Below are 22290 nucleotides of genomic sequence, written 5' to 3' on the forward strand. Positions count from 1 at the left end.
GTAACGTTTCGATCATAGATCACAAAAATTTACTAAACAGGCTTTTGTCAGTATTTAACTCTATGCAAGCGAGGCAATCGCAATTTATACGACATAAACACAATTCACTGATTAAATCGCATCCAATTTTGCTTGTGAAATACTTCAATTGAAATACGAAAAACGGCAGCTCACTATTGAGCTGCCGTGTATATGATTTAACGATGAAGCGCAGGTGGGAAAAGGGGTAAAAGCCCCTTTTCTTAATTACAAAGCTTAGTTAAAGAAATAACTAACTAGAGAATAATTCGTTTTGTAATATCGTAATTATCTTGCTTGGTTCAGTTGCTGCTTTAAGTTGACCACGAAAGTCTTCGTGGATTAGTTTTCTCGCTAATTTAGAAAAAATTTGCATATGCTGGTCACTATGAGCCTTATTTAAAGTAAGCATAATAATGAAATCGACATCCCCCGAATCAGAATGCCAGTTAATTGCATGATCTAAATGCGCAATGCTAATGGTCGAGTGTTCTATATTGTCTGATTTAGTATGAGGAATAGCGAAACCATTTCCTAAGCCGGTAGAAAAAATTTCTTCTCTAGCCCAAATATCTTCTTCCAGTAATAGTGCGTTTTGACTACGACCAAGCACACCAATATTCCCAACTAGCGCTTGAATAGCTTCTTCCTTGTTTATCACGTCCAGCTGAGTAAATACACAAGCCTCGTCGAGCAGTGGTAGCGCCGTTTTCTCAGACTCTGCATCACTCAAAAGCTTTTCTATTTCAGCCCGAGTAGAGCACTCGCAGGCTTGTTGGTATAAGGCCTCGCATTCAATAAAACTCAAACCGGCAATTTGCTGTTTAGTTTTAGCAATATTTGGCGAGCTCATGCTTAACTCATCTAAGCCTGCCCCAACCAAAAGTGGGAGTATTTTAGGATCGGCAGCAAGCTCACCACACATTCCTACCCAGCGGCCGTATTGTTTGGCAACTAAGGTAATTTGCCCTAACATTCTTAAAAAAGCAGGGCTCAGACTGTTATACAGAGAAGACACTGCATCATTATCTCGGTCCACCGCTAACAGATATTGCGTCATGTCGTTAGAACCTATACTGAAAAATTCAACTTCATGAGCAAGCTTATCAATAATAAACACGGTCGCGGGAACCTCTACCATAATCCCCAGTGGCACACTGTTGTTGTATTCAAGTCCTGCCTCTTTAAGCTGCTTTTCAACTAGGCTAATCTGCTGCTTTACCCAGCGAATCTCTTCAACATTGTGCACCATAGGGATCATAATTTTGGCTGCACCATGGCAAGCTGCTCTTAATATTGCCCTAAGCTGTGAATGAAACAATTCTAAAAATTGAGGATAGATTCTTACCGCACGGTAGCCAAGAAACGGGTTGGTTTCTTTAGGTAGGTTTAAATAGTCGAGTGGTTTATCACCACCAATATCCATTGTACGAATAATAACAGGCTTACCTTGAGCAGCGATTAACGCTTCACGGTACTCTTGATACTGACATTGTTCACTAGGGGCTTCACTCCGGTCCATAAAGAGCATTTCTGTTCTAAAAAGCCCCACTCCTTGAGCCCCGCCTTTTATAGCCGGAGCAACCTCTATTGAACACGCGATGTTCGCTGCTATTTCTACCTCATGACCGTCAGTAGTCATTGCTAGTTTGTCGGTATACTCACTAAATCGTTGCTTCTGTTGTTGCTGTAATTTCAACGCCCGCTCAAAATATACGCTTACATTGTCATCAGCTTTAATCGCAACAACACCTAACAAACAATCCAAATACACTTCCGAGTTGAGTTCGGCATGGCATAACTCGTAATCGACATTCACCAAGGTAGGAATATCAAAAGCCCTGGCTAGAATAACAGTGTGAGAAGTACTACCTGCGTCACTTAATACCAGCCCTTTTAAGTAACGTTTATCAAGTGCTAGAAACTGAGAAGGGGTTAGTTCACTAGCGAGTAAAATAGTAGCTTCGCTCAGTTGGCTTTGCTGCTCAATATTCACATTCGGGTATGCGTTCACCAGTAAACGCAACGCGACATCTTTGATATCTAATACTCGCTCACGAAGGTATTGACTATTTGATCTCTCCAACATCGCCTTAAAGCTTTCTAAGGCAGCCAATATGGCATGAGCAATAGGCTGATGAACCAGCTGTTCTTCTATATATTCAAGAAACTCTCGGTCCTGTAAAATAGATAGGTGCGCAGCTAGAATCTCAGACTCTTTACCAGAGGCTTGCAACTTCTCAGCCTCTAACTCTGCTACTACAGCTTTATGCACTTGCTGGAAAGACGGTTTTCCCTGATCTGATGAGCAATTCAAAAACAAACTTAGATCAGCCTCAGAACTGGCAACTAGCTTTCCCTTAGCAATGCCGTTAACCAATGATTTTCCGCGCAGTAAAAAAGGCTGGTGCCGCGACAAAGACTGCGGAATAGGTACTGATCGCTGTACCTCTACTGGCGTGATATCATCATCGCAATATGGAAAACGCTCATTCATAAATTGAGTAAGCGCTAGCATAGCCGTTTGGCTATCTTCTCCCTCAAACATTAAGACAAACTCATCGTTTAAGAGTGTGTCCGTGCCCACTAAACTCAACATACTTTTTGCATTCCCTACGTTGCCATTTCGCAGATTATGCAAACTAATATCGCAGTAATACGGGTTACAAACACTTTCTAATAAACTAGCAGGTCGTGCATGGATACCATTGGGCAGCACACATTTAAATTGTTGTTGGAAAGACATTTTACTACCTTATCTATCTTAAGAAACCATGGATTTACAACGCAAAATAAGCTTTTGGGTTTGCTGTAAAGATTCTTGAATACTGGCGTTAACTTGCGGTTTTCCATCAAAACGAGCAGCACCTTGAATGCGAATATCAGCCACGATTAGCACTACATCGGCATGGGAGATATCCTGAGGAGTCAACTTGTTCTCCACTCCCATTGCACCTTGAGTCTCCACCTTAATACCAATCGACAGCTTCCTTGCAGTTTCTACCAGTTTGTCTGCTGCCATATAGGTATGAGCGATACCTGTTGGACAGGCAGTAATAGCTACAACATTCATTAGTCGTCCTAAATTGCTTGCGTAATGGTGCTCACTATTCGTGAAATTTTAAGCAAGTTAAATAGGATTTAGTCGCTAAAAACTGGACATTTGTACCCGAAAACACACCTTGTGAACCAGATCACCACACAACCAAATAGTAACGATACGAAATCAACTGAGACCTCTATCACAGCCCTTCCTTTCTGCTACAAAAGTCCAGTTTAAGCCTCAATTCTCTCATTTTAAGCGTGCGCTCAGCTGCAGATAATTTGTTTAGAAAAACAACAAGGGATTACATCCCTCTAAATAAAAACATGGAGTGACAAAATGAAAGACAAAATATCGGAACTAAAAAGGCACTTGCTCACAGGTACCAGCCATATGCTGCCATTTATTGTTGCCGGCGGTGTGCTACTCGCATTATCGGTAATGTTAAATGGTGAAGGTGCTGTGCCTGAAGGCGCGTTACTCACCGGGATATGGGATATGGGTATTGCTGGTTTTACTTTATTTATACCTGTATTAGGCGGCTATATTGCCTACTCAATCGCAGATAGACCCGCCCTAGCACCAGGTATGATTGGCGCTTACCTAGCAAACCAAGTTAGTGCTGGGTTCTTAGGTGCCATTATCGTTGGCTTTTTAGCGGGTTACGTAGTGCTTTACCTTAAAAAGATCCCACTATCTACCAAACTTAGAGCCTTATCGACATACTTTATTTTACCTATTGGTGGCACCTTCATCGTATCCGGCTTAGTCATTTGGGTTATCGGAGGCCCCATCGCATTCGCCATGGCCAACTTAAACGAGTGGCTGCAAGGCATGGCTGGTGCTTCAAAAGCGGTATTAGGTATGATCTTAGGCGGTATGACCGCATTCGACATGGGCGGCCCTATTAACAAAGTAGCAACCCTATTCGCTCAAACACAAGTATTCGAAAACCCGCAACTTATGGGTGGTGTAGGCGTCGCAATTTGTGTACCTCCTCTAGGAATGTTCTTAGCAACACTATTGTCACCTAAACGCTATTCTGCAGAAGAAAAAGAAGCCGGAAAAGCCGCAGGCATTATGGGCTGTATCGGTATTACAGAAGGCGCAATTCCCTTCGCAGCTGCAGATCCAATTCGCGTAATTCCATCCATTGTGGTTGGCGGAATGGTAGGCAACGTCGTTGCTTTCATGTTTAACGTAGCCAACCACGCGCCGTGGGGCGGGCTAATTGTTCTACCGGTGGTCGATGGAAGAATGTACTACCTACTAGCAACATTAGCAGGTGCTGTGGTTACAGCTGTAATGGTAAACAGCCTTAAGAAACCAATTACTGAACAATCAGAGTCTAGCAATAACACCAAAGTCGATGACTCACTAGAACTAGAATTCGACTAACTCAAAGGAAACACCATGAAACTATTAGCAGTAACATCTTGCCCTTCAGGCGTGGCACACACCTATATGGCCGCAGAAGCTTTAGAAACTGCAGCGAAAGGAAAGGGCTGGCAAGTAAAAGTAGAAACCCAAGGCTCAATTGGGATTGAAAATGAAATTAGCACCTCAGAAGTATCAGAGGCCGACATTATTATTCTCACCAAAGACATCGCCATTAAGAATGAGCAGCGATTTGAAGGCAAAAAAATTGTCAGAGTAGGCGTTGCTGATGCAGTAAAAAAAGCACCACAAATAATGGAAAAAATAGAGAAACATCTAGCAACACAATAATACAGCTTTTGTGGGGTTTAACTTATTTAAACCCCACAATTTATGATAACGTTACGATTTGACTTTCGTTATAGCTATGCCAAATACTTTTACCTTTCTATTCGATGCAGTATTAAGTGAACCTTCATCACTTGCTAATGTTTATTGTGCAAGTGGTCATAACTCCCCGCCTGAGGAATGCTACCAAGTAAGCTTCCCGCGCTTGGAATTAGTATTTAAAGGCAACTATGAAAACGCAATTGAAGACAGCACAGGTAGAATACTACATACAAACTTAAAGGCTGGTGATGCGCTGTTCATACCCGCCAATGCTTGGAATAAACCCAACTGGCAGCAAGAATGCTCTGTTTTGAGCTTATTGTTTGGTAAAAGCCAACTAGGTTTTAGCTTAGTGAGCAAGCATGCAAATGATGAAGGGTTCTACGATGTTATTAAGCATAGCGTTCCACGCCATCCAGGTAGTCCAGTAGAGCATATACTTTCCGCGCTAACCGCATTAAATTACCAAGAAACATCTGACAATACGGTCACCCTAAAAGCGCTAATTTTAGCCTTGGTTGGGGCGTCGAAAACTCTAGTAGATAGACCAAAGTTAAAAGTGAAGAACCGCAGTGAAGAGCTTTACAAAAGTATTTGCATCTACGTGCAAGAGAACTTTCATAAAAATATTACTCGAGACACCGTAGCGACACGTTTCAATGTTTCAGCCAGCCACTTATCAAGAGTTTTTAGACTAGAAGGCCATATGAGATTTGCTGATTACATTTCTTGGGTAAGACTAGAACGTGCTAAGTTTTTGCTAAAAAACTACCCCTTTAAACTTGATGAAATATCTCGCCGCTCAGGGTTTCAAGACCCTAACTATTTCTGCCGAGTATTTAAATCGAAAACAGGAAAAACCCCCACCCAATATAGATTGAATTGAATAAAGCGTAATTATAGTTTTGCGATTTCAAGTGCAACTATCTAAATCATTGTTTACGAAGGTTTTTTACATAACCGCTCTTGTCTTTACAAAAATAAATACCGTCAAGCTTCAATAAATATCAAAACGCTACGAACCACGCTTTGAACCTATTTTGCGTAAAATAAGACCCAAAAACGCGCAGCATTATCGTCTCTTTTGCTCAGTCACGGCTTAAAAACTACTTACACAGATTGCGGAAGGGGGACGCTACCGTAGCAAATGAAGAGCAATACATGTTAGCGCTGGGAGAACTCCTGAACCGCTGTTGTTGCCCACTTTTGAGTAAACTTGGATCATCAGTTCACCTTTTGTTGCCCCATCTGGGCTCAAAGCAAACCCGTTCAGCGCTCGTTGCCACTCACTGTGATAAATCAAAGCGTGTTCGCATTGAACGACTTTAATGTTTAGTTCAGTATCAGCAGGTAATAAGCGAGCGAGCCACTTCAGCACTCCTCTCGCTTCTTTAAGTGTGCAGCAATAGAAACCGTTCGGACTCGCGTTAACACGATAGCACTTTATTAACGTGAACAGATCAAGCTCTGCGGTTGGTTTTCTTTGAAGCAGCATTAATGCATTAACGAACACATGCTCAAACAACGTTGAATCGGCTTTTGATCTAGGCTTGCTCACCCCCAAAACTTTGCTCGATTTATCTAGGTTTGGAAAGCGTTCACATACATACCGTAACTTCTGCTCAAACCAGTTTTTTTCCTCTTTGTAAAACGGCAGCAACGCTAACGCATTAAATACAGCAATTAAATGAGAGACATCATTAATCGGTGGGATCTCTAGCGCCATTCGCCCTTGCCTGTGCTGGTGAACAATAACAGTATCGAGACGAAGGAATGCATTCATCAATTGCTTGCGCTGACCGTTTATTTTCATTTGATTTGATTTAGCTGAAGAAATAAAGCGAGTGTGAGTTAATGCAGCCATCTGCTCTGCCGTTAAAGGCTTTGTCATAGCATTTAAGCGTTTTGCAATGAGGCTGTCACTATTGTGTATATAGCTAGCAAAGGTCACCGCTATCGAACTGTGCCCCAACTTTGTCGACAGCTCGCTTAGCCTCTCCTCTAGTTTAAATGTTGCGAAAGAGTAACTATCTAAAATATCTTCAAATGCTTCGCTGGCATAAGTATGCCGGAGTGTATGGGCGACCATATCTTCATCATCTAGGACTTGATTAATAACCTCATTAACCACTTTTGAAACAATAGATTTTTCCCCCTTGTAGCCTAATGGCATTAATAGCCTAGTATCTTTAGACAAGAGCCATTTGCGCATAGCATAGAAGAGCTTTACACATTCATCCTGCGTTGTAACCAAACGATTAGCCGAGCGCGTTTTAACTCGTCCGTGGATATGCGTTTCAAGCAGGCCGTCGGTATAGAACTCCCCGTCCGCAGGCTTGATTAAACTGAGCTCCCCACAGCGTAAGCCTTGCTGGCGCAAGGTTGATAGCCACGACCACCACTCGAGAGGCCCAATGCCTCCAGGTTGGATTCGAAGAATTTTGCAAAACTGACCACGGCTCATCAGCCCTGCGTTGACAAATTTGGCGGCAAATGCCGCCCCTCTAAATGGTCTTTTAGTGCTGTTTTTCTCATCACTGAGTGAGTGCAAGTCATTTAAAAAGCGGCGTATACATTGCACTCTATCTTCAGCGACACCTCCCCCACAAAGCTCATCTAAACGTTCTCGAAGGGCGGGGATATTTTCATTAATTAAGTCAGCCACAGAGCCTTCGGACTCTTCGATTATTCCCGCAAGTAAGTGGAAACACTCTTCACCGAGTAATACCGCATATTTTTGAGCTGTGGATACCAGAACTTTTCTGCCCTCGGTTATTTTCCAGCTAAGCCAAGCGGCGATACAGCGCCCCGGCGCAGAGAGCTGAGGTAGCACTTGCTTGACCAGCTTGGCGGCATTGGTGCGAGTGTTATACTTTTCGGCATTATCTTGGTATTTCCTAAAGCAGGATTTAATCAGCTTTAAATCATGCCTCGCAAGCTGCTCTGCATTTGTAAGATTGAGCTCAGCATCAGGTTCCCCCTCATCAACACTAAAGCGACGTGTTAGCAACACCTCTTCATTGCCGGTAATCCAAACACGGTGCCGAGCGTGGTCAAGTGGGGCTGTGGGGTACTCACCTGTTATAACCTTCACAAGACTCTCAGTTAACGTATTATCGGGGCGGCGCATCCAGCACTGTCGCACATCAATACTAAGCTGCCTAAAGCTGAATTTAATGCCAGATTTTTTCTGGATAGAATGCCAATCTATATCCTCGCTATTATCGATTTCCCCCTGTTGTTTATGCAAAGCCAGCAATAAACTCAGTGACACATTATCGGGATACCATCGTCCCTCTATGAATTGCTCGCTCTTGTCTGCGTTACGCATGTTACCTCGCTCGTTTAAAGCGGGATGCCCCGTGTACTGTAGCCATATCGATGATTGACAAACCTCGAGTGGAGCTTTGTTTTTTATCTGCTCCATCAACCGCCGCCAAAGTGGTAGTCGTAGTACACCGCCATTTATTACCAGCGATAAACCTAGAGCACAGATCACCCCCTCCGGCCTGACTTCAGACGAGTTCAACACATTGCTTATGTAGTCGTTAGCTTGCGTTAGGTGAATAGCACTAAAACTCATTCCATCAGCTTGATAAGCCAGCTATCTATTACATCGGCTATTTCTTTCATTTCACTAACGCTCGCTTGTGCTTTATTGTGATCAATAAAAGCATCAAAGGCCGGTGAGTCATGAAAATACGGCCAGAGGTAATCAATAGTGGTTTTTCTTGACCAGTTAGAAGGAGCCTTGACTCCCTGAAAGTATATAGAAGCACTCACCTTAGGAACAAGCGGGGTGTAGGTGACAGATAGCCCTTTGAAGTTAAAAAGGCCAAATAGTGGCACCTTAGCGTTCAATGAATCAGTAACAAGCTTCGCCATAGTTCCAGTTAGTGACTCGCACCAACGTTCATACTCAGATAACGCACTTATAGCTGTGCTACAAAGCGGTATCACACGAGTATCAAGACGGCTCTTATTTGGCAATGATGCACACTGATAATTCCAATCGATATCACTAGCCCGCACAGCTTTATCTATAAGTGGCCTCGATGCTGTTGCTAAATGCCAAATCAAAGACGTCCTTAGTGCGTGGGCATTATGCAGTGCGATGCGAGTATGAAAAGACGGAGCTTTGGCATAGTCGAGCTGTGCGTTGTTGATGGTTGATTGGCTATAATTCAAAACCTGTTTCAATTCAGCGTGTTTGAGCAACCCTTGCGTTCCCCAATATTCACTGTGATTTTCAATTGGCTCTTCATGCAAAACTGTCAGCTCTGGCGCATCAATCCAGCGAGAAATAATAGCTTGATGCTTTTCTTTAATGACAGCCATATCGTCTGCACTATAACTAGTATCGGTTTGCGAACCGTAGAGCTGCGCACTGACCAGTCCCTCTTTTTGTAGCGTTTTACTTGCTCTCAAAGCTAAGCGGTGCCATGTGACATGCGGAGCGAACTGATGAGTTTTCAACAGTTCCCTCACAGCCCTATTGGCATCTTCATATGAATTAAATTGCGCTATATCTTTCAGTAGCTTTTCACCAATACAGTGTGGAATTCGAAGGCTAACCTTTCGCTGAACACCTGCGAACGGAGAGCTTTCTTGTGCGGCATCCAGCTTCAAATCAATCGCTCTGCAATTAATGCAGATAAAGTGCAAGCCACTGCACACTTCATGATTAGCGATAGCTTTACTGTTATTCGATAGTGTGAAATAGAGCTTACCTGTTAAACCGGTAAGCAACGTTGCAGCTAAAAAACCTGCTCCAGGTTTGCTAGATTTCACTGCTATCTGTAGCGCTCTTGTCGCTAGCTCCTTGTGCAGCTTCATTGCCCCCCTCCTCTTTTTTTACTAGCGCCTTTTGTTTATCAATTTTGTTTTTTTGCTCCTTCTCAAACCCATGCGTTGGCCGGTATTTTAGCTTCACCATCAGCTCTTCTATGCGCTCAAAATGACTACGCAATGAAGCACTAGTTTCGCCATTCTTTAATTTCTTACAGATAACTAAAATAGAGCGACGAGGAATACCGACAATAGCCAATTTCAACTGAGCAGCAGCCTCTGAGGCTGAACTCATACCAGAGATAAATTCAGGATGCATGTGCACCCAAGCGGCGAAAGATGTCAAAATCGTATTATATTCAGAGCAATGAAGTAGCGACTTGAACTCTAAATAAATTCGGTCTTCTTTGGTGAGTGAAAATGTGACGGTTTTTGGGATTCTAGCGATAACACCATCCGTATTTTGCATAGCATATGCTGCCGCAAAATGACCGACAAAATCCGTGTGTTTTGCCGTTCCCTCTGTTGCTTTTACGTATTCAATGACAGTAGGCGTTATCGATTCTACAACTGTCCCCCCGAAATCAATCTTTTGCGCATAATGGAAAAGATGTTTTTCCATCGGTTTATTCAGCTCTGTACAATTAGAAACGTTATCAAGCTCTGCTGTGCGCTCAGAACTGGCTGTAGAAGTTACATTTTCGCTCATTATCAATTACCTTTTCTTTTGAACTCTTAGTTAATGCTTAACTTTTAAAGGCGATTTCTCTAAAAAAAACAAAAAACAATAAAATTCTACAACCTTCTAACTCGCAGATATTTATTCTAAAAACACACCTCCCTATTAACTTTTACCTGGAGTTTTATGCTTTTTTTTATTTACTTATGGATTCATTGAAAAACATATAAACAACGAAACATCAACAGGGATGTTGGTTTGTTAGTTGGAGGCCATAAAATTTAGTTAACTTACAGTGAAAAACAATGATGAACGGAATGAAGTTCAGCTTTCGATTTACAACAAGAGAAAGGTCGATGAAGTGCGGCTGTTGATTAAGCTCTGTAGTGGTCAACTAAATTTGGCCACCTCGTTATAACCCGTTAAAGACAGCCGGCGCAGGGCCGACTGGTTTATTCACAGTGAGGGCATTCTTGGCGCACTTTGTGTTTTAAAGTTTTAACCGATATATCACTGACTGTCAGCAATGCCAGAGTTAACGATTCACAACCAATATCTTCTGGCAAAGAGACTAGGTATAGGCCCGGCAACTGGTATACCCGTAAGTCAGACAGGCGTTTGGCGGCACAGTTTGCTGCTGCTTCTTCATCAACAGTTAGCCACGCGTTAATGAGTGTTTCTTCTTGGCTAGTAAATGTAGTTTGTGTGCACATAGTGTTATCTCTTCTATTTAGTGCCACACTATTTCACCAAAAAACTGACCATTTTCTGAGTTTATGCCTTCAATGCTCGCTGCACGCTCGACAAACTGATGCTTAGCTCCTGAGCTATTTTCCTGTAACTCATTCCGCTTTCTCGCAGCACTTTTACCTTATGAGTGTCGATAGACCGCTTCCGACCATTGTAAACACCACGCTTTTTAGCAATCGCAATCCCCTCTCGCTGCCTTTCAAGGATTAAAGACCGCTCGAACTGATAAATAGCCCCTAACATAGTGAGCATGAGCTGGTTCATTGGGTTGGCGTTATCTGCGGAGAACATTTGCTGTTCTTTATGAAAAGTAATGGTTACACCAGCACTAAGAAGATGTTCAACTAGTTCGAGCAAGTGACCGGTGTTACGAGCCAGCCGAGATATGTCATGCACGTGAACAACATCGCCACTGCGAACATGGGAAAGTAATTGATTTAACCCTGGTCTGTCAGTGGTGCTGCCACTAACCTTATCTTCAAAAATGGTATCCAACGAAATGCCATACAGCTGCCGGTCACATGGGTATGCCCTAAATAAACATTGCCAAACTAGTGGGTTTACAGAGGGAAGGTACTAAATGTCATACGTGTACAAACACCTTGTATAACCAAAAGGAATAAATGAACCGCCACATGCTTCCTTTTGTTCTAAAAATAGCCGCTAAACCACTTCTAGAAGTTAAACTAGCACTAGGGAGACTCTAAATATGGAAAACGGTATGAACAATTCTCCCAGCGGAACACTACTAAATAAATCACAAGTTGCGGCAAAAACAGGATTAAGCGCCTCCACAATCTATCGACTATGCCAAGCAGGTAAATTCCCAAAACCTGTTCGTTTGTCAGAACGCAGAGTTGCATGGAAAAAAAAGGATGTTGAAAAATGGCTCGAGAACCTACATTACGCATAATGAACGATCCGATAGCGGCGTCATTCCATTTAAACAATATCATTAACAACTGACACAGGTGTCAGTTGTTAACTCATTATTGGACAAAAGCGTGTTTGGGCGATGACTTATTCAATGGTTTTTCGGATTAGCGAAAGTATGGAACAGTTGGTGTTAACGCCCAATTAAGGCACACGTTAACGAATCGCTCTTAAATTGCTTGTTATACCAAATTTTGTTGCGCTGAAATTCGTTTCCAACGATACTGCAATGCTGCGTTGATTTTACCGCACTAACTACCAACTGAGTAGTTTTAACTAACTGTTAGATACGAAGGTAAAATATGAAATATCCAAAAACTCTCCCTGAAACTCACAAGCAGCTTTTAGACAAAATTGTTCAGAAACTACAGTAAGATCCAAGAATAGTTGGGATCGGCGCAAGTGGTTCATATGCTACAGACACATTAGATAAATACAGCGATCTAGATTTAGTTATTGCGGTTAAACCCGAACAATTTGAATCTGTAATGGACGACCGTTTTACTATTGTCGATAGTATTGAAGGTAAGGTCGCAGCCTTTACTGGTGAACATGTCGGAGAACCAAGGTTAGTCATTGCACTCTATGCTCCCGACGCTGTCCATGTCGATTTCAAATTTGTCTCGTTGCCCGACGCCGCTATTCGTGTTGATGATACTAAAGTTCTTTGGGAACAAGATACTTTGCTCACCGACACTTTCAAAACTACGGAATCTAAATATCCCCAGCCCGACCCACAGTGGATTGAAGACCGTTTTTGGATATGGACACATTACGCAGCTACTAAAATTGCTCGTGGCGAGTATTTTGAAGCACTAGAGTTCTTATCATTTATTCGCATAGTTGTTCTCTCACCACTTGCACTAAAGCAAGCTAACCTGACACCTTCGGGAGTTCGAAAAATCGAGACTCGCTTACCTGAGTTCAGTAAGAAGCTAGAACAAACGGTAGCGCGACCAGAAAAAATAGAGCTGACACTTGCAGTTAAACAATGTATTACCTTCTACCTAGAGTTAAGAGAACGCGAAGACATACAAAAGAACATTGACGCGCAAGAGATATGTACTCGGTACTTTGAGGACGAAACTCATCAGTAAAGCTTAGAGGGGCATTTATTTGCCCCTTTTTATGTGACTCACCAATTTGGTATAACGCCGCGGTTTGGGGCTGACACGGAGCGCCAGCGGAATGGCAGTCCCAGCCGAAGGCGACAACACCGCCTTGTTAAGTGACTTTACAGTACGCACTTGTATGCACCACAAAAATTTAGCTGGGAAGTTGATTTCGGTTCATTTTCTAAGCGAAACCCTCCCAAAGCATCTTCAAACACTAAGACGAAAATATTATCTCCTGCACTTTTCTCTTTTACTTTATCCATGTCAGATTCAGACAATTTGAAGCTTTTCAAATACTCGTAGTTCAAATCAACTGTTTCAATAAAATCTTCATCTAGATATGAATCGATGTTCTTCTCTAGTTGGTGTGAAGGATTACTATCCTCCCATTTTTCGTATTCGTCATCGGAAACTGACTCATCAGGCTCCGGTTCCCATTGAGGTTGAGAATATAAGCAGGCTTCTTCAATACAGCTAAAAGTGCCAGAGAATACATAGATCTTAGTTTCACTCATTGCTGATTCACTTAACGCTAATTATGTGTATGCACTAAAATCACCCGCCCCACTGGACTAACGCCTTATCAATGATTGTTTTAGCATCTTTCGCTGTTGGTGAGTATGAAAGTTCAAAATAGTCCTTCATTACAGACGCAAACTTTAAACAATCTTCTTCCGATGCTGATTTTAAATCCTTGCCACTAACGTGAGGGCCAAATGTTTTCACCAATAGTTCGTGGCCATCTTGGCCACAGCATTCAAGACTTGAATCATAAGCATCTATTGCAATTGATATTCCATCAGGAACAGATTCGTTAAAATAATCATACTCTTCCATAGCCTGAGCCTTATTTACACATAACGCTGCCGTAAACGGCTGCCGAAGCAACGCGTAGGCAGTCCGGTGGAGGCCACGCTTTTTGTGGCCGGAACGAATTTAACGGCCTTGTTAGCCATGCATTGCGATCTCTGCGATTTTCTGAGCCTTCTCGATACTAATGCCATTAGTTAGATCATGGTAAAGCTCATGATCTGTCTCATGAAGGCAAAGATAAGGACGAGCGCCTTCTGCTTGAGGGTGAACATCCGTAGCTAGAGAATGAGTGGACTCATAATACGGTAGTGCACTGCAAAACCAACCAAAATACACGCGCTCCAAATCTGGTTCATTCCATGTTTCGAGGTAATGGTTGTAACTTTCTTCACTAAGCGATACCCAGACACCCCACATAAATGGATCAGAAACACCATGAATAGGTATTTCAATTACGACCCTTGCGAAATAGTGGGTTCCGTCTTCATCGGTGTAATAACAAAGATCATCTCCAATTTTCCCCTGTTCTTTAATTTCATCAGGTTGACCCAACCAAGGATCAGGCGCCTTGAATCCGAAGCTTGGAGATCCTTCGTGTTGCTTCCCGCAACATGAGCATTTAAAGCTAAATATTCCTGCCATAATTCCTTTCTACGTATTGGCTAACGTTTTTCGGTTGCGGTGAGGTTACGAATCCGCAACCCGTGTTTGTTAAGTGCTTTACCAAGGTGGTGGATTTTCTTCATAGCCAAATCTAGTTTTCACCTTTCCTTGTTCAAATATAATGAAACATGACTTCCAATCTTCGCCGCGATCCTTCATTTCTCTATGTAAATCATCAAATAAGAAATGTATTTTATGATCCTCGATTGAGCAATCTTCATGAAGCCCTTCATCATCGTGAAAAGTTAAGCTGCATTCCTTCATTCCAAGACCATCCCATCTCAAACATGAGTATTCAAATCTCAGATAATCAAAACCTTTCGAAGACAGGTCAGAATCAATTATTTCAAAAATCTTTTGTAGCAATTCAACGCTATTTTGATCCATATAAGCACTTAACGCCCCAACACTGGCGCAATTTATTGCGTCCGTGTGCTTTGGTTTGTTAGAGCTTTCGGTCCAACTATGTAAAACTCGTATGGTCTTTGAGAAGTCAAGCTATCTTTATCGTCAGATACTTCCCATATATACACCGTTGACTTTCCCTCACCTCCAGAACCTTGATGCTTTATAAATATTGATTTTAGATCAGCATCATCTAGCAGTGATGGATATTCACTATCAAGGGTAAGTTGAGAAACGTTCAATTTAATAATACCTGATGAGGCACTCAATGACGGTCCTGAAGTGGGCATAAGCTCTTTCTCTATTAGCTGTGAATCACCACTTACTAGAATGTATGAGAAGCAACCAAACTTCTTAGTACATAAAGCAAGTCTGGCAAGGTCTTGATGAACACCGTATTTAAGATCAGTACTTGAATCAGAAGTCCTTTTAACCTCAATAAGTGAATGCGGCTCTTTATTTTCTGGGTGATAGATAACGAAGTCACATTCCTTTTCTCTCCCACCTTTATAGATTTCAAGGCGCCTTGAAATTGGAAAGTCTCTTTCGAAAAGTTCAGAAACAGGCATTTTGAGTGCTAGAATATTTGATATAAGCCTATGAACATACTTCTCCTCAACAGACGCATCCTGTTCATCCCCAATCTCGGCTCGTTCGGTATGAATCTTAGCTGGAAGAAGGTCTAATAGGTTGTTAATCCATCTACACTGCCTGAACTCTAAGGTATCTATTTCTATACTTTCTAGATCGTCACTTACTGTAGAGTCTTTTGGATCATCAGTTGGCTGGAATGTCTTTAGCTCCGATACATTTTTGACAAATTCCAGATCTATTTCGTTTCCACTAACAAAAAGACCATTCGGTTCAAGCCCTATATCTGAATAGTCCGAACTATGAATTCTATGCTGCCAATGAGGACTTCCGTTTTCATCTAATCGTACGATACTTGCTGATGCTGTATCTTGGAGTAATCCTACATCTTTCGGGTAATGCTCAATCCACACTATCTCATTGAATATCTTTAGAATATCTAAAAGTCTATCTTTGAACCTGTGATGATATTTACTCGGTAGTGCTTTAGCCAGGAGCTTGTCAAAGCTGTTTGCATCAGAATGCCATTGTTCATATATCGGAAGATCGAAGCCAAAGGAAACATCTTCAATTCTTCCGTTTGCAATCTCATAGAATAGCTTTTCTGCAATTAGTTCAAGAGCGTTTGTTACTGATGTACCGTAGTAGTTTTTATATTGTGAACAAACGATTACTAAAGGCTTATCTTTACTTGCCTGAGTTAAGCGTATGTGGCATCGGCCATCACTTCCATGAAACCCTATAAATTTAAAATGAATATCTTTTTGCATATTTCTCAATCAAAGTTAAGTCTTAGTTCCAAGAGCTCTAACGCCTACAATAACGGGCCGCAGTGCAGGCGCGAAGCGCCGGAACGGAGGTCCGAGGCCGCTTGCGGCCGGTCGTTAATTGTATTGTTAGGTTTTCTACGATGGTACACATAAGTACCCATTTGCCACGGCCCCCAAAAATGCCAAAGATAAAGGAATTAACATAGTGAATGAGATGACGTACGGTTTATACCAACCTATAACCCGCTCTTTTATTGCACTCCGAGGAAAATAAAATCCAAGTAAGGCTTGTATGATTTTCTGTCTACTGCTCTCGGGTTCATAATCTTCTCTTTGGTTATTACCTAATACGATAATGGAAAATACGAAGGTAAAAAATGCTATACCCCAAAGCACCATTACAACCTTTCCTATATCCGTACAATTATGAATTGAAATAGACATTTCCAAAAAAACCTAACGCCGCAAACAGGGGCAAAGGCCAGCGGCTCGCCGCGATGTGGCCTTTGTCCACGCGAGGAGCGCAGCGACGAGTGCTTGCTGATTTGCCTTGTTAGGTTCATCCGCCAAGTGTTAAGGCCCCGCTTGAGTTCCTGATAACCATAATCCCATCATCAGGGAAATCCGCTTCACCGGTATAGCAATGGTTGTAATTCACTTCGTAGTGAGCCTCTCCAGTATCTGGATAAAACCAGAGCCCCCAAACGCATAAGGGAGATTCTTCTGCTTCGCTCGCATCATGCTCTGACCAAAGAGCCGGATAGCATTGCCTAGATGCACCTTCAGCCAGTTTCTCAACGTCCGGAATCGCAGACCAGAAACCAGAAAAACACCTGCTGGCTGCTTGAACGTTTCCTTCTGCGACAGGATTACGCTTCGATACCCAAACCAGCTTGCTCCCGACCTGAAACTCGGTGTAGTCATCAGTCTCACCGAGTGGACTCGCAAGTGAATTCATAAAAAACCTAACGCTAAGTAGGCCGCACGTGCGGTCTATCCCATTCAATGAGCGCGCGGCCTATCACAAAAAACATGACCTTCATCACATTCGCTCATCAATTAGTGATTTGATATTAACCCATTGTCTACCATAGTTTTTTACTCGGCATCAATCAATCGTCGATCCATTTCTTTCATTGATTGCTTTGACAAATGACGCAAACAAAACCAGAAATACTGTGCAAATACACAGTTAAAAAGTGCGCAAACCTTGGAAGCTGAACTAATTCAAAATTTCCTCGTTAACAACTAGTAAAGTCGAGATTCAAAACCATTAGTTTTGCTATGGAAAGAGCCATGGGAGATTGTGTTTTTCATAAGAAGGCATAACAAGCTTTGGGGCAATTTCGAGTTACGGTTAACCGTTTCTTAGAACCCGGAAAGTGCCGAGAGTTCTTAGGATTTACCAGACATCGGGTTATTTGAGTGAATCTAAGTAATCCGCCCATTTCTGCATCATTTTTTTTCGCTTCTTCAAATACAATGCACGGTTATAAGCTCTGGAAGTAGCCGAGCCGATTAGATGAGCAAGTTGCACTTCAACAACGTCATGTTTCCACCCCTGCTCGTGCAGTAATGTTGATGCTGTACTTCTAAAACCATGCGCAGAGATAACATCGGCTGAGTATCCTAAAGATCGAAGCCTATTTGTCATTACGTTTTTACTCATTGGCTTATTGCCATCCCTCTCACTAGGAAACACAAATTCAGAGTATCCAGTGACAAGCCTTATACTCTTAAGTTGCTCAACCACTTGCGTAGCTAATGGCACCAAATGCTCTCTCCCTCGCTTCATATCTTCAGCCGGGATCCGGATAATTTTGTTTTCAAAATCTATATACGACCACTTTAAATGTCGAATTTCCTTTGGCCTTAAAAATAACCTTGGAATCAGACGTAATGCTTCTATCGTGCAATAACCGCTAGAACGATCGCTGTCGATATCCCTGATGAGAGCACCTAGTTCATTCTCGTTTGTTATAGCGGCTTGATGTTTGACTTTGGGTAAAGGTGCGATGATATCTCTTAGTGATAACCCCTGAGCAGGATTACTTCGAATCAAACGATGAGCTAAAGCGTGAGCGAATACTCGATTAACTACAGATAAAATGGTCGGAGCTTTCTTTGGAGCTCCTGAGGCTTCAATCGAAAGCATCAATTCGGTGATGTGCCCGGCATCAACTTCTTCTATGGCTAATTGGCATATCTCTTTTGCATCTCGGGTTAGCCAACGCTTTATTCTATTAGCATGCTCTTCGGACCATGCTTCTCTTTGTTTTTCCCACCATTGTAAAGCAACCCACTCAAACGTTTTTTCGGGTGAGCTATGCTTCTTTTTCGCTTTACGCCTTTCGTCCATGGGGTTAATGCCCTGAGCGAGCATTAGGTGAGCACCTTTAGCTAAGCTCCTTGCTTTAACTAAACTGACATTGGGGTACTTTCCCAAAGCCATTTCTTGGTGTTTGTTAGCGAATTTGTAACGCAAGCGCCAAAGCTTAGACCCACTAGATTTAACCAACAAAAACAATCCATTAGCATCATATTTTTTAGAGCTAGACTTACCTTCTGGGCAAGATATTGACTTGATTTCTAAAGCAGTTAAGGCCATAAGGTGGGGTACTTTTGGGGTATAAAGTGGGGTATTTACAAAAATATAGCAAATAAATTGAAGTCCTACTATAGACGATACCCCACTTTGTACCCCACCAATTTTGACGCTTTATGAAATAGCATGATACTAACTGAATATCTAAAGGAATAAAAAAGCCCGTAAAGCAATGCCTTACGGGCTTCAAGAAACTTCATGAGTTTCTATGAATAGCTGGAGCGATGATTACATCATGCCGCCCATGCCACCCATACCACCCATGCCGCCCATGCCGCCCATATCTGGAGCGCCACCAGCAGCTTTGTCTTCTGGCTTGTCGGTGATCATACATTCGGTAGTGATCATCAAACCAGCAACAGAGCCAGCAAACTGTAGTGCAGAACGGGTTACTTTAGTTGGGTCAAGAATACCCATCTCAAGCATGTCACCGTATACGCTAGTTCCAGCGTTGTAACCGAAGCTAGCTTCGCCTTCTTTCACTTTGTTAGCTACTACAGACGCTTCGTCACCTGCGTTGGTTACGATTTGACGAAGTGGGGCTTCCATAGCGCGAAGTGCTAAGCGAATACCTACGTTTTGGTCTTCGTTGTCACCTTCTAGGCCAGCAACTTTTGCTGCGGCGCGAACTAGTGCAACACCACCGCCCGCTACAACACCTTCTTCTACTGCTGCGCGAGTAGCGTGAAGAGCATCTTCTACGCGGTCTTTCTTCTCTTTCATTTCAACTTCAGTAGCAGCACCAACTTTAATTACTGCTACACCGCCAGCTAGTTTAGCTACACGCTCTTGAAGTTTTTCTTTGTCGTAGTCTGAAGAAGTATCTTCGATTTGCTGACGAATTTGAGAAACACGGCCTTGAATAGCAGCTTCTTCACCAACACCATCAATGATAGTTGTGTTGTCTTTAGAGATAACTACACGCTTCGCGCTACCTAAATCTTCTAAAGTAGCTTTTTCTAGCTCTAGGCCAACTTCTTCAGAGATAACAGTACCGTTAGTTAGAATAGCGATGTCTTGTAACATAGCTTTACGACGGTCGCCAAAGCCTGGTGCTTTAACAGCAGATACTTTAACAATACCGCGCATGTTGTTAACTACCAAAGTAGCTAGCGCTTCGCCTTCTAGATCTTCAGCAATGATAAGCAATGGCTTACCCGCTTTAGCTAGAGCTTCTAATAAAGGAAGCAATTCGCGAATGTTAGAGATTTTTTTGTCAGCCAATAGAATGAACGGGTTGTCTAGTTCAACAGTGCCGTTTTCTTGGTTGGTGATGAAGTAAGGAGATAGGTAACCGCGGTCAAACTGCATACCTTCAACTACGTCTAACTCATCAGTTAGCGCTTGGCCTTCTTCAACAGTAATTACGCCTTCTTTACCAACTTTTTCCATTGCTTCAGCAATGATGTTACCAACAGTGGTATCAGAGTTAGCAGAGATAGTACCTACTTGGGCAATCGCTTTAGTATCTGCACAAGGAGCAGACAAACCTTTAAGCTCTTCTACAGCAACAACAACTGCTTTGTCGATGCCGCGCTTAAGATCCATTGGGTTCATGCCAGCTGCAACGGCTTTTAGGCCTTCGTTTACAATAGCTTGAGCCAATACTGTAGCAGTAGTGGTACCGTCACCGGCAGCATCGTTGGCTTGAGAAGCAACTTCTTTCACCATTTGTGCGCCCATGTTTTCGAACTTGTCTTCTAGTTCGATCTCTTTAGCTACCGAAACACCATCTTTAGTGATGGTTGGTGCGCCAAAAGATTTGTCTAGCACTACGTTACGGCCTTTAGGGCCTAGTGTAACTTTAACTGCGTCTGCTAGTACGTTTACACCCGCTAGCATTTTGCTGCGAGAATCATTTCCAAAAATTACGTCTTTAGCTGCCATGATACCTTTCCTAATATTCGTTCAGCTTTTTCTTAACCAGAAAAAAGGGAGATTATTCTACAATTGCTAGAATGTCTGACTCAGACATGATCAGCACTTCTTCGCCGTCAACTTTTTCAGTTTTAACGCCGTAGCCTTCGTTGAATACAACAGTGTCACCAACTTTTACGTCTAAGGCTTGGATTTCACCATTGTCAAGCATACGACCTTTGCCTACAGCAAGTACTTCACCACGAGTCGACTTTTCAGCCGCAGAGCCAGTAAGCACGATGCCACCAGCTGATTTACTCTCTTGGTCTTTACGTTTGATGATAACGCGGTCATGCAACGGACGGATGTTCATTGCTATCTCTCCTTAAATAAAACAATCGTGTTTTGTCTATGAAAATGCAGCCAAGGGCCACAAAGCTTTAATGTTGAATTTAAGATGGGGGCGTAAACGCTGCATACAAGGGTTGCTAGCAATTTTTTTTTGGTTTTTTGTCTTAAAAACTTGGCCAATATCAAAATGAAAACATTTTCAGTTACAAATTTTACAAAAAACACTTGAACCCAGACAAAAATTTGAGCAGGATCACAGCGACTGGTCGTACTAGACAGTTATACCAACAATTAGATAACAAACTAATAACAAATGTTGGTTTTATTTGGCGTAACAGCGGGAGCACTTGATTATGCAGCAAATCTATATTGCATTTGAGCGTTTAAGTGGTTTTCTAAGCAAAGAGAAAACTGTTTACTTACCTTTTCAAGGTAGCGTTAAAGAAGCCGAAGAGCATCTACGTTCCGACGAGTTTGATTCGTTTTTGTCTACCAGCAAAGGCTTGAATCCTCGTGTGGTAACACAAAGGCACTAATTGCCTGAGCAACAATTATCGATAAAAAAAGAAGGGCTATTGCCCTTCTTTTTTTATATCCAAATTTTGCTATTAATCGTCTTTTCTTTCGAACTCACCCTCAATGGTGCTGCCTGGCTTATTATCAACCTTACCGCTAGGTGGATTGGCGTCTTTCACATTGCCCTCCCCTGGTGTTTGAAAACGCATAGACTGCATTTTTAAGGCCTGAGACTTTAACACTCGAGCAGCCAATAGCGCTCGTAGTGGCGGTAGTAAAATAAGCAAACCGAAGAAATCGGTAATAAAGCCTGGCATCACTAACATTGCACCCGCAATGATTAGCATTAGGCCTTCAATCATTTGTTGAGCAGGGGTTTCTCCTCGCTCCATTGCCGAACGCGCCTGAAAAGCGGTTTGTAATCCTTGGCTACGAACTAGAGATGCACCAACCAATGCAGTAAGAATGGTTAAGGCAATAGCGCTTAACGCGCCCATTTGGCTGCCCACCTGAATCAACACATAAATCTCTGCGTAAGACAGGCCAGCAAACAATAAAAATACATATAAAAACAAGGCGTAGTTCCTCAAAGTCATGGAGAAGCTGAAAATCTGCTTCACCTTAAG

Annotated in this window: 23 protein-coding genes and 1 pseudogene; 7 read left to right on the plus strand and 17 right to left on the minus strand. The window is 42.4% G+C overall.

The window, feature by feature from the left end; all coding sequences use genetic code 11:
* Window positions 1-271 precede the first annotated feature (271 nt).
* Window positions 272-2764, minus strand: coding sequence for a phosphoenolpyruvate--protein phosphotransferase (ptsP, locus tag LQZ07_RS22500; RefSeq protein WP_152785625.1), 2493 nt, complete (start codon window positions 2762-2764; stop codon window positions 272-274).
* Between the two features lie 18 nt (window positions 2765-2782).
* Window positions 2783-3091 carry a PTS fructose transporter subunit IIB gene (locus LQZ07_RS22505; protein ID WP_152785627.1) on the minus strand — a complete coding sequence of 103 codons (309 nt, stop codon included), beginning with the start codon at window positions 3089-3091 and terminating at the stop codon, window positions 2783-2785.
* A 309-nt stretch (window positions 3092-3400) separates the two neighbouring features.
* Here LQZ07_RS22505 and LQZ07_RS22510 point away from each other — a divergent pair, with 309 nt between their 5' ends.
* The 3 genes from LQZ07_RS22510 (at window position 3401) to LQZ07_RS22520 (ending at window position 5714) form a co-directional block, all read left to right on the plus strand.
* The gene (locus LQZ07_RS22510; protein WP_152785629.1) at window positions 3401-4459 is read left to right on the plus strand and encodes a PTS fructose transporter subunit EIIC; all 1059 of its coding nucleotides are present in this window, start codon (window positions 3401-3403) and stop codon (window positions 4457-4459) included.
* A 15-nt stretch (window positions 4460-4474) separates the two neighbouring features.
* Window positions 4475-4789: a PTS fructose-like transporter subunit IIB gene (locus LQZ07_RS22515; RefSeq protein ID WP_152785630.1), complete on the plus strand. Its 315-nt coding sequence runs from the start codon at window positions 4475-4477 to the stop codon at window positions 4787-4789.
* Between the two features lie 76 nt (window positions 4790-4865).
* Window positions 4866-5714: a helix-turn-helix transcriptional regulator gene (locus LQZ07_RS22520; protein ID WP_152785632.1), complete on the plus strand. Its 849-nt coding sequence runs from the start codon at window positions 4866-4868 to the stop codon at window positions 5712-5714.
* 249 nt (window positions 5715-5963) lie between these two features.
* Here LQZ07_RS22520 and LQZ07_RS22525 read toward each other — a convergent pair whose 3' ends face one another.
* The 5 genes from LQZ07_RS22525 to LQZ07_RS22545 form a co-directional block, all read right to left on the minus strand.
* Window positions 5964-8159, minus strand: coding sequence for a site-specific integrase (locus tag LQZ07_RS22525; protein ID WP_152785634.1), 2196 nt, complete (start codon window positions 8157-8159; stop codon window positions 5964-5966).
* Window positions 8160-8407: 248 nt separating this feature from the next.
* Entirely contained in the window at window positions 8408-9664 is a 1257-nt protein-coding gene (locus tag LQZ07_RS22530; protein WP_152785636.1) for a hypothetical protein, read from the minus strand.
* Window positions 9609-10325 carry a hypothetical protein gene (locus LQZ07_RS22535; RefSeq protein WP_152785638.1) on the minus strand — a complete coding sequence of 239 codons (717 nt, stop codon included), beginning with the start codon at window positions 10323-10325 and terminating at the stop codon, window positions 9609-9611. Before LQZ07_RS22535 ends, LQZ07_RS22530 begins: the two co-directional genes overlap by 56 nt.
* A 422-nt stretch (window positions 10326-10747) precedes the next feature.
* Complete coding sequence (locus LQZ07_RS22540) at window positions 10748-11008, minus strand: hypothetical protein (RefSeq protein ID WP_152785640.1); 261 nt, start codon at window positions 11006-11008, stop codon at window positions 10748-10750.
* A 61-nt stretch (window positions 11009-11069) separates the two neighbouring features.
* The gene (locus LQZ07_RS22545; protein WP_249483397.1) at window positions 11070-11540 is read right to left on the minus strand and encodes a recombinase family protein; all 471 of its coding nucleotides are present in this window, start codon (window positions 11538-11540) and stop codon (window positions 11070-11072) included.
* Between the two features lie 214 nt (window positions 11541-11754).
* On the opposite strand from LQZ07_RS22545, the gene LQZ07_RS22550 reads away from it, so the two are divergent.
* From LQZ07_RS22550 to LQZ07_RS22560, 3 genes and pseudogenes are all read left to right on the plus strand, one after another.
* Entirely contained in the window at window positions 11755-11958 is a 204-nt protein-coding gene (locus tag LQZ07_RS22550) for an AlpA family transcriptional regulator (protein WP_227981645.1), read from the plus strand.
* Window positions 11959-12370: 412 nt separating this feature from the next.
* Window positions 12371-12457, plus strand: a pseudogene (locus LQZ07_RS24610) (nucleotidyltransferase domain-containing protein); the annotation flags it as partial.
* A gap of 9 nt (window positions 12458-12466) precedes the next feature.
* Entirely contained in the window at window positions 12467-13075 is a 609-nt protein-coding gene (locus LQZ07_RS22560) for an oxalate:formate antiporter (protein WP_227981647.1), read from the plus strand.
* Window positions 13076-13212: 137 nt separating this feature from the next.
* On the opposite strand, the gene LQZ07_RS22565 is transcribed toward LQZ07_RS22560, so the two are convergent.
* From LQZ07_RS22565 to LQZ07_RS22605, 9 genes are all read right to left on the minus strand, one after another.
* A complete protein-coding gene (locus LQZ07_RS22565) occupies window positions 13213-13608 on the minus strand; it encodes a hypothetical protein (RefSeq protein ID WP_152785644.1) in 396 nt (131 codons plus the stop codon).
* A gap of 40 nt (window positions 13609-13648) precedes the next feature.
* The gene (locus LQZ07_RS22570; RefSeq protein ID WP_152785646.1) at window positions 13649-13930 is read right to left on the minus strand and encodes a hypothetical protein; all 282 of its coding nucleotides are present in this window, start codon (window positions 13928-13930) and stop codon (window positions 13649-13651) included.
* Between the two features lie 111 nt (window positions 13931-14041).
* Complete coding sequence (locus LQZ07_RS22575; protein WP_152785648.1) at window positions 14042-14548, minus strand: DUF2199 domain-containing protein; 507 nt, start codon at window positions 14546-14548, stop codon at window positions 14042-14044.
* Window positions 14549-14626: 78 nt separating this feature from the next.
* On the minus strand, window positions 14627-14956 hold the full coding sequence (locus LQZ07_RS22580) for a hypothetical protein (RefSeq protein WP_152785650.1): 330 nt from the start codon (window positions 14954-14956) through the stop codon (window positions 14627-14629).
* 32 nt (window positions 14957-14988) lie between these two features.
* Window positions 14989-16335 (minus strand): hypothetical protein, encoded by a 1347-nt coding sequence (locus LQZ07_RS22585; protein WP_152785652.1) that lies wholly within the window; start codon window positions 16333-16335, stop codon window positions 14989-14991.
* A gap of 559 nt (window positions 16336-16894) precedes the next feature.
* A complete protein-coding gene (locus LQZ07_RS22590) occupies window positions 16895-17293 on the minus strand; it encodes a hypothetical protein (RefSeq protein ID WP_152785653.1) in 399 nt (132 codons plus the stop codon).
* Between the two features lie 459 nt (window positions 17294-17752).
* The gene (locus LQZ07_RS22595) at window positions 17753-18943 is read right to left on the minus strand and encodes a tyrosine-type recombinase/integrase (RefSeq protein ID WP_152785655.1); all 1191 of its coding nucleotides are present in this window, start codon (window positions 18941-18943) and stop codon (window positions 17753-17755) included.
* Between the two features lie 225 nt (window positions 18944-19168).
* Complete coding sequence (gene groL / locus LQZ07_RS22600) at window positions 19169-20827, minus strand: chaperonin GroEL (protein ID WP_152785657.1); 1659 nt, start codon at window positions 20825-20827, stop codon at window positions 19169-19171.
* Window positions 20828-20879: 52 nt separating this feature from the next.
* On the minus strand, window positions 20880-21170 hold the full coding sequence (locus LQZ07_RS22605; RefSeq protein ID WP_016402035.1) for a co-chaperone GroES: 291 nt from the start codon (window positions 21168-21170) through the stop codon (window positions 20880-20882).
* Between the two features lie 331 nt (window positions 21171-21501).
* Here LQZ07_RS22605 and LQZ07_RS22610 point away from each other — a divergent pair, with 331 nt between their 5' ends.
* Window positions 21502-21684 (plus strand): hypothetical protein, encoded by a 183-nt coding sequence (locus LQZ07_RS22610; RefSeq protein ID WP_016402036.1) that lies wholly within the window; start codon window positions 21502-21504, stop codon window positions 21682-21684.
* Window positions 21685-21756: 72 nt separating this feature from the next.
* On the opposite strand, the gene LQZ07_RS22615 is transcribed toward LQZ07_RS22610, so the two are convergent.
* Window positions 21757-22239, minus strand: a complete 483-nt coding sequence (locus LQZ07_RS22615; RefSeq protein ID WP_016402037.1) for an FxsA family protein — start codon at window positions 22237-22239, stop codon at window positions 21757-21759.
* Window positions 22240-22290 lie beyond the last annotated feature (51 nt).

This window comes from Agarivorans sp. B2Z047 (assembly GCF_023373605.1).
GTDB classification, from domain to species: Bacteria; Pseudomonadota; Gammaproteobacteria; order Enterobacterales; family Celerinatantimonadaceae; genus Agarivorans; species Agarivorans albus.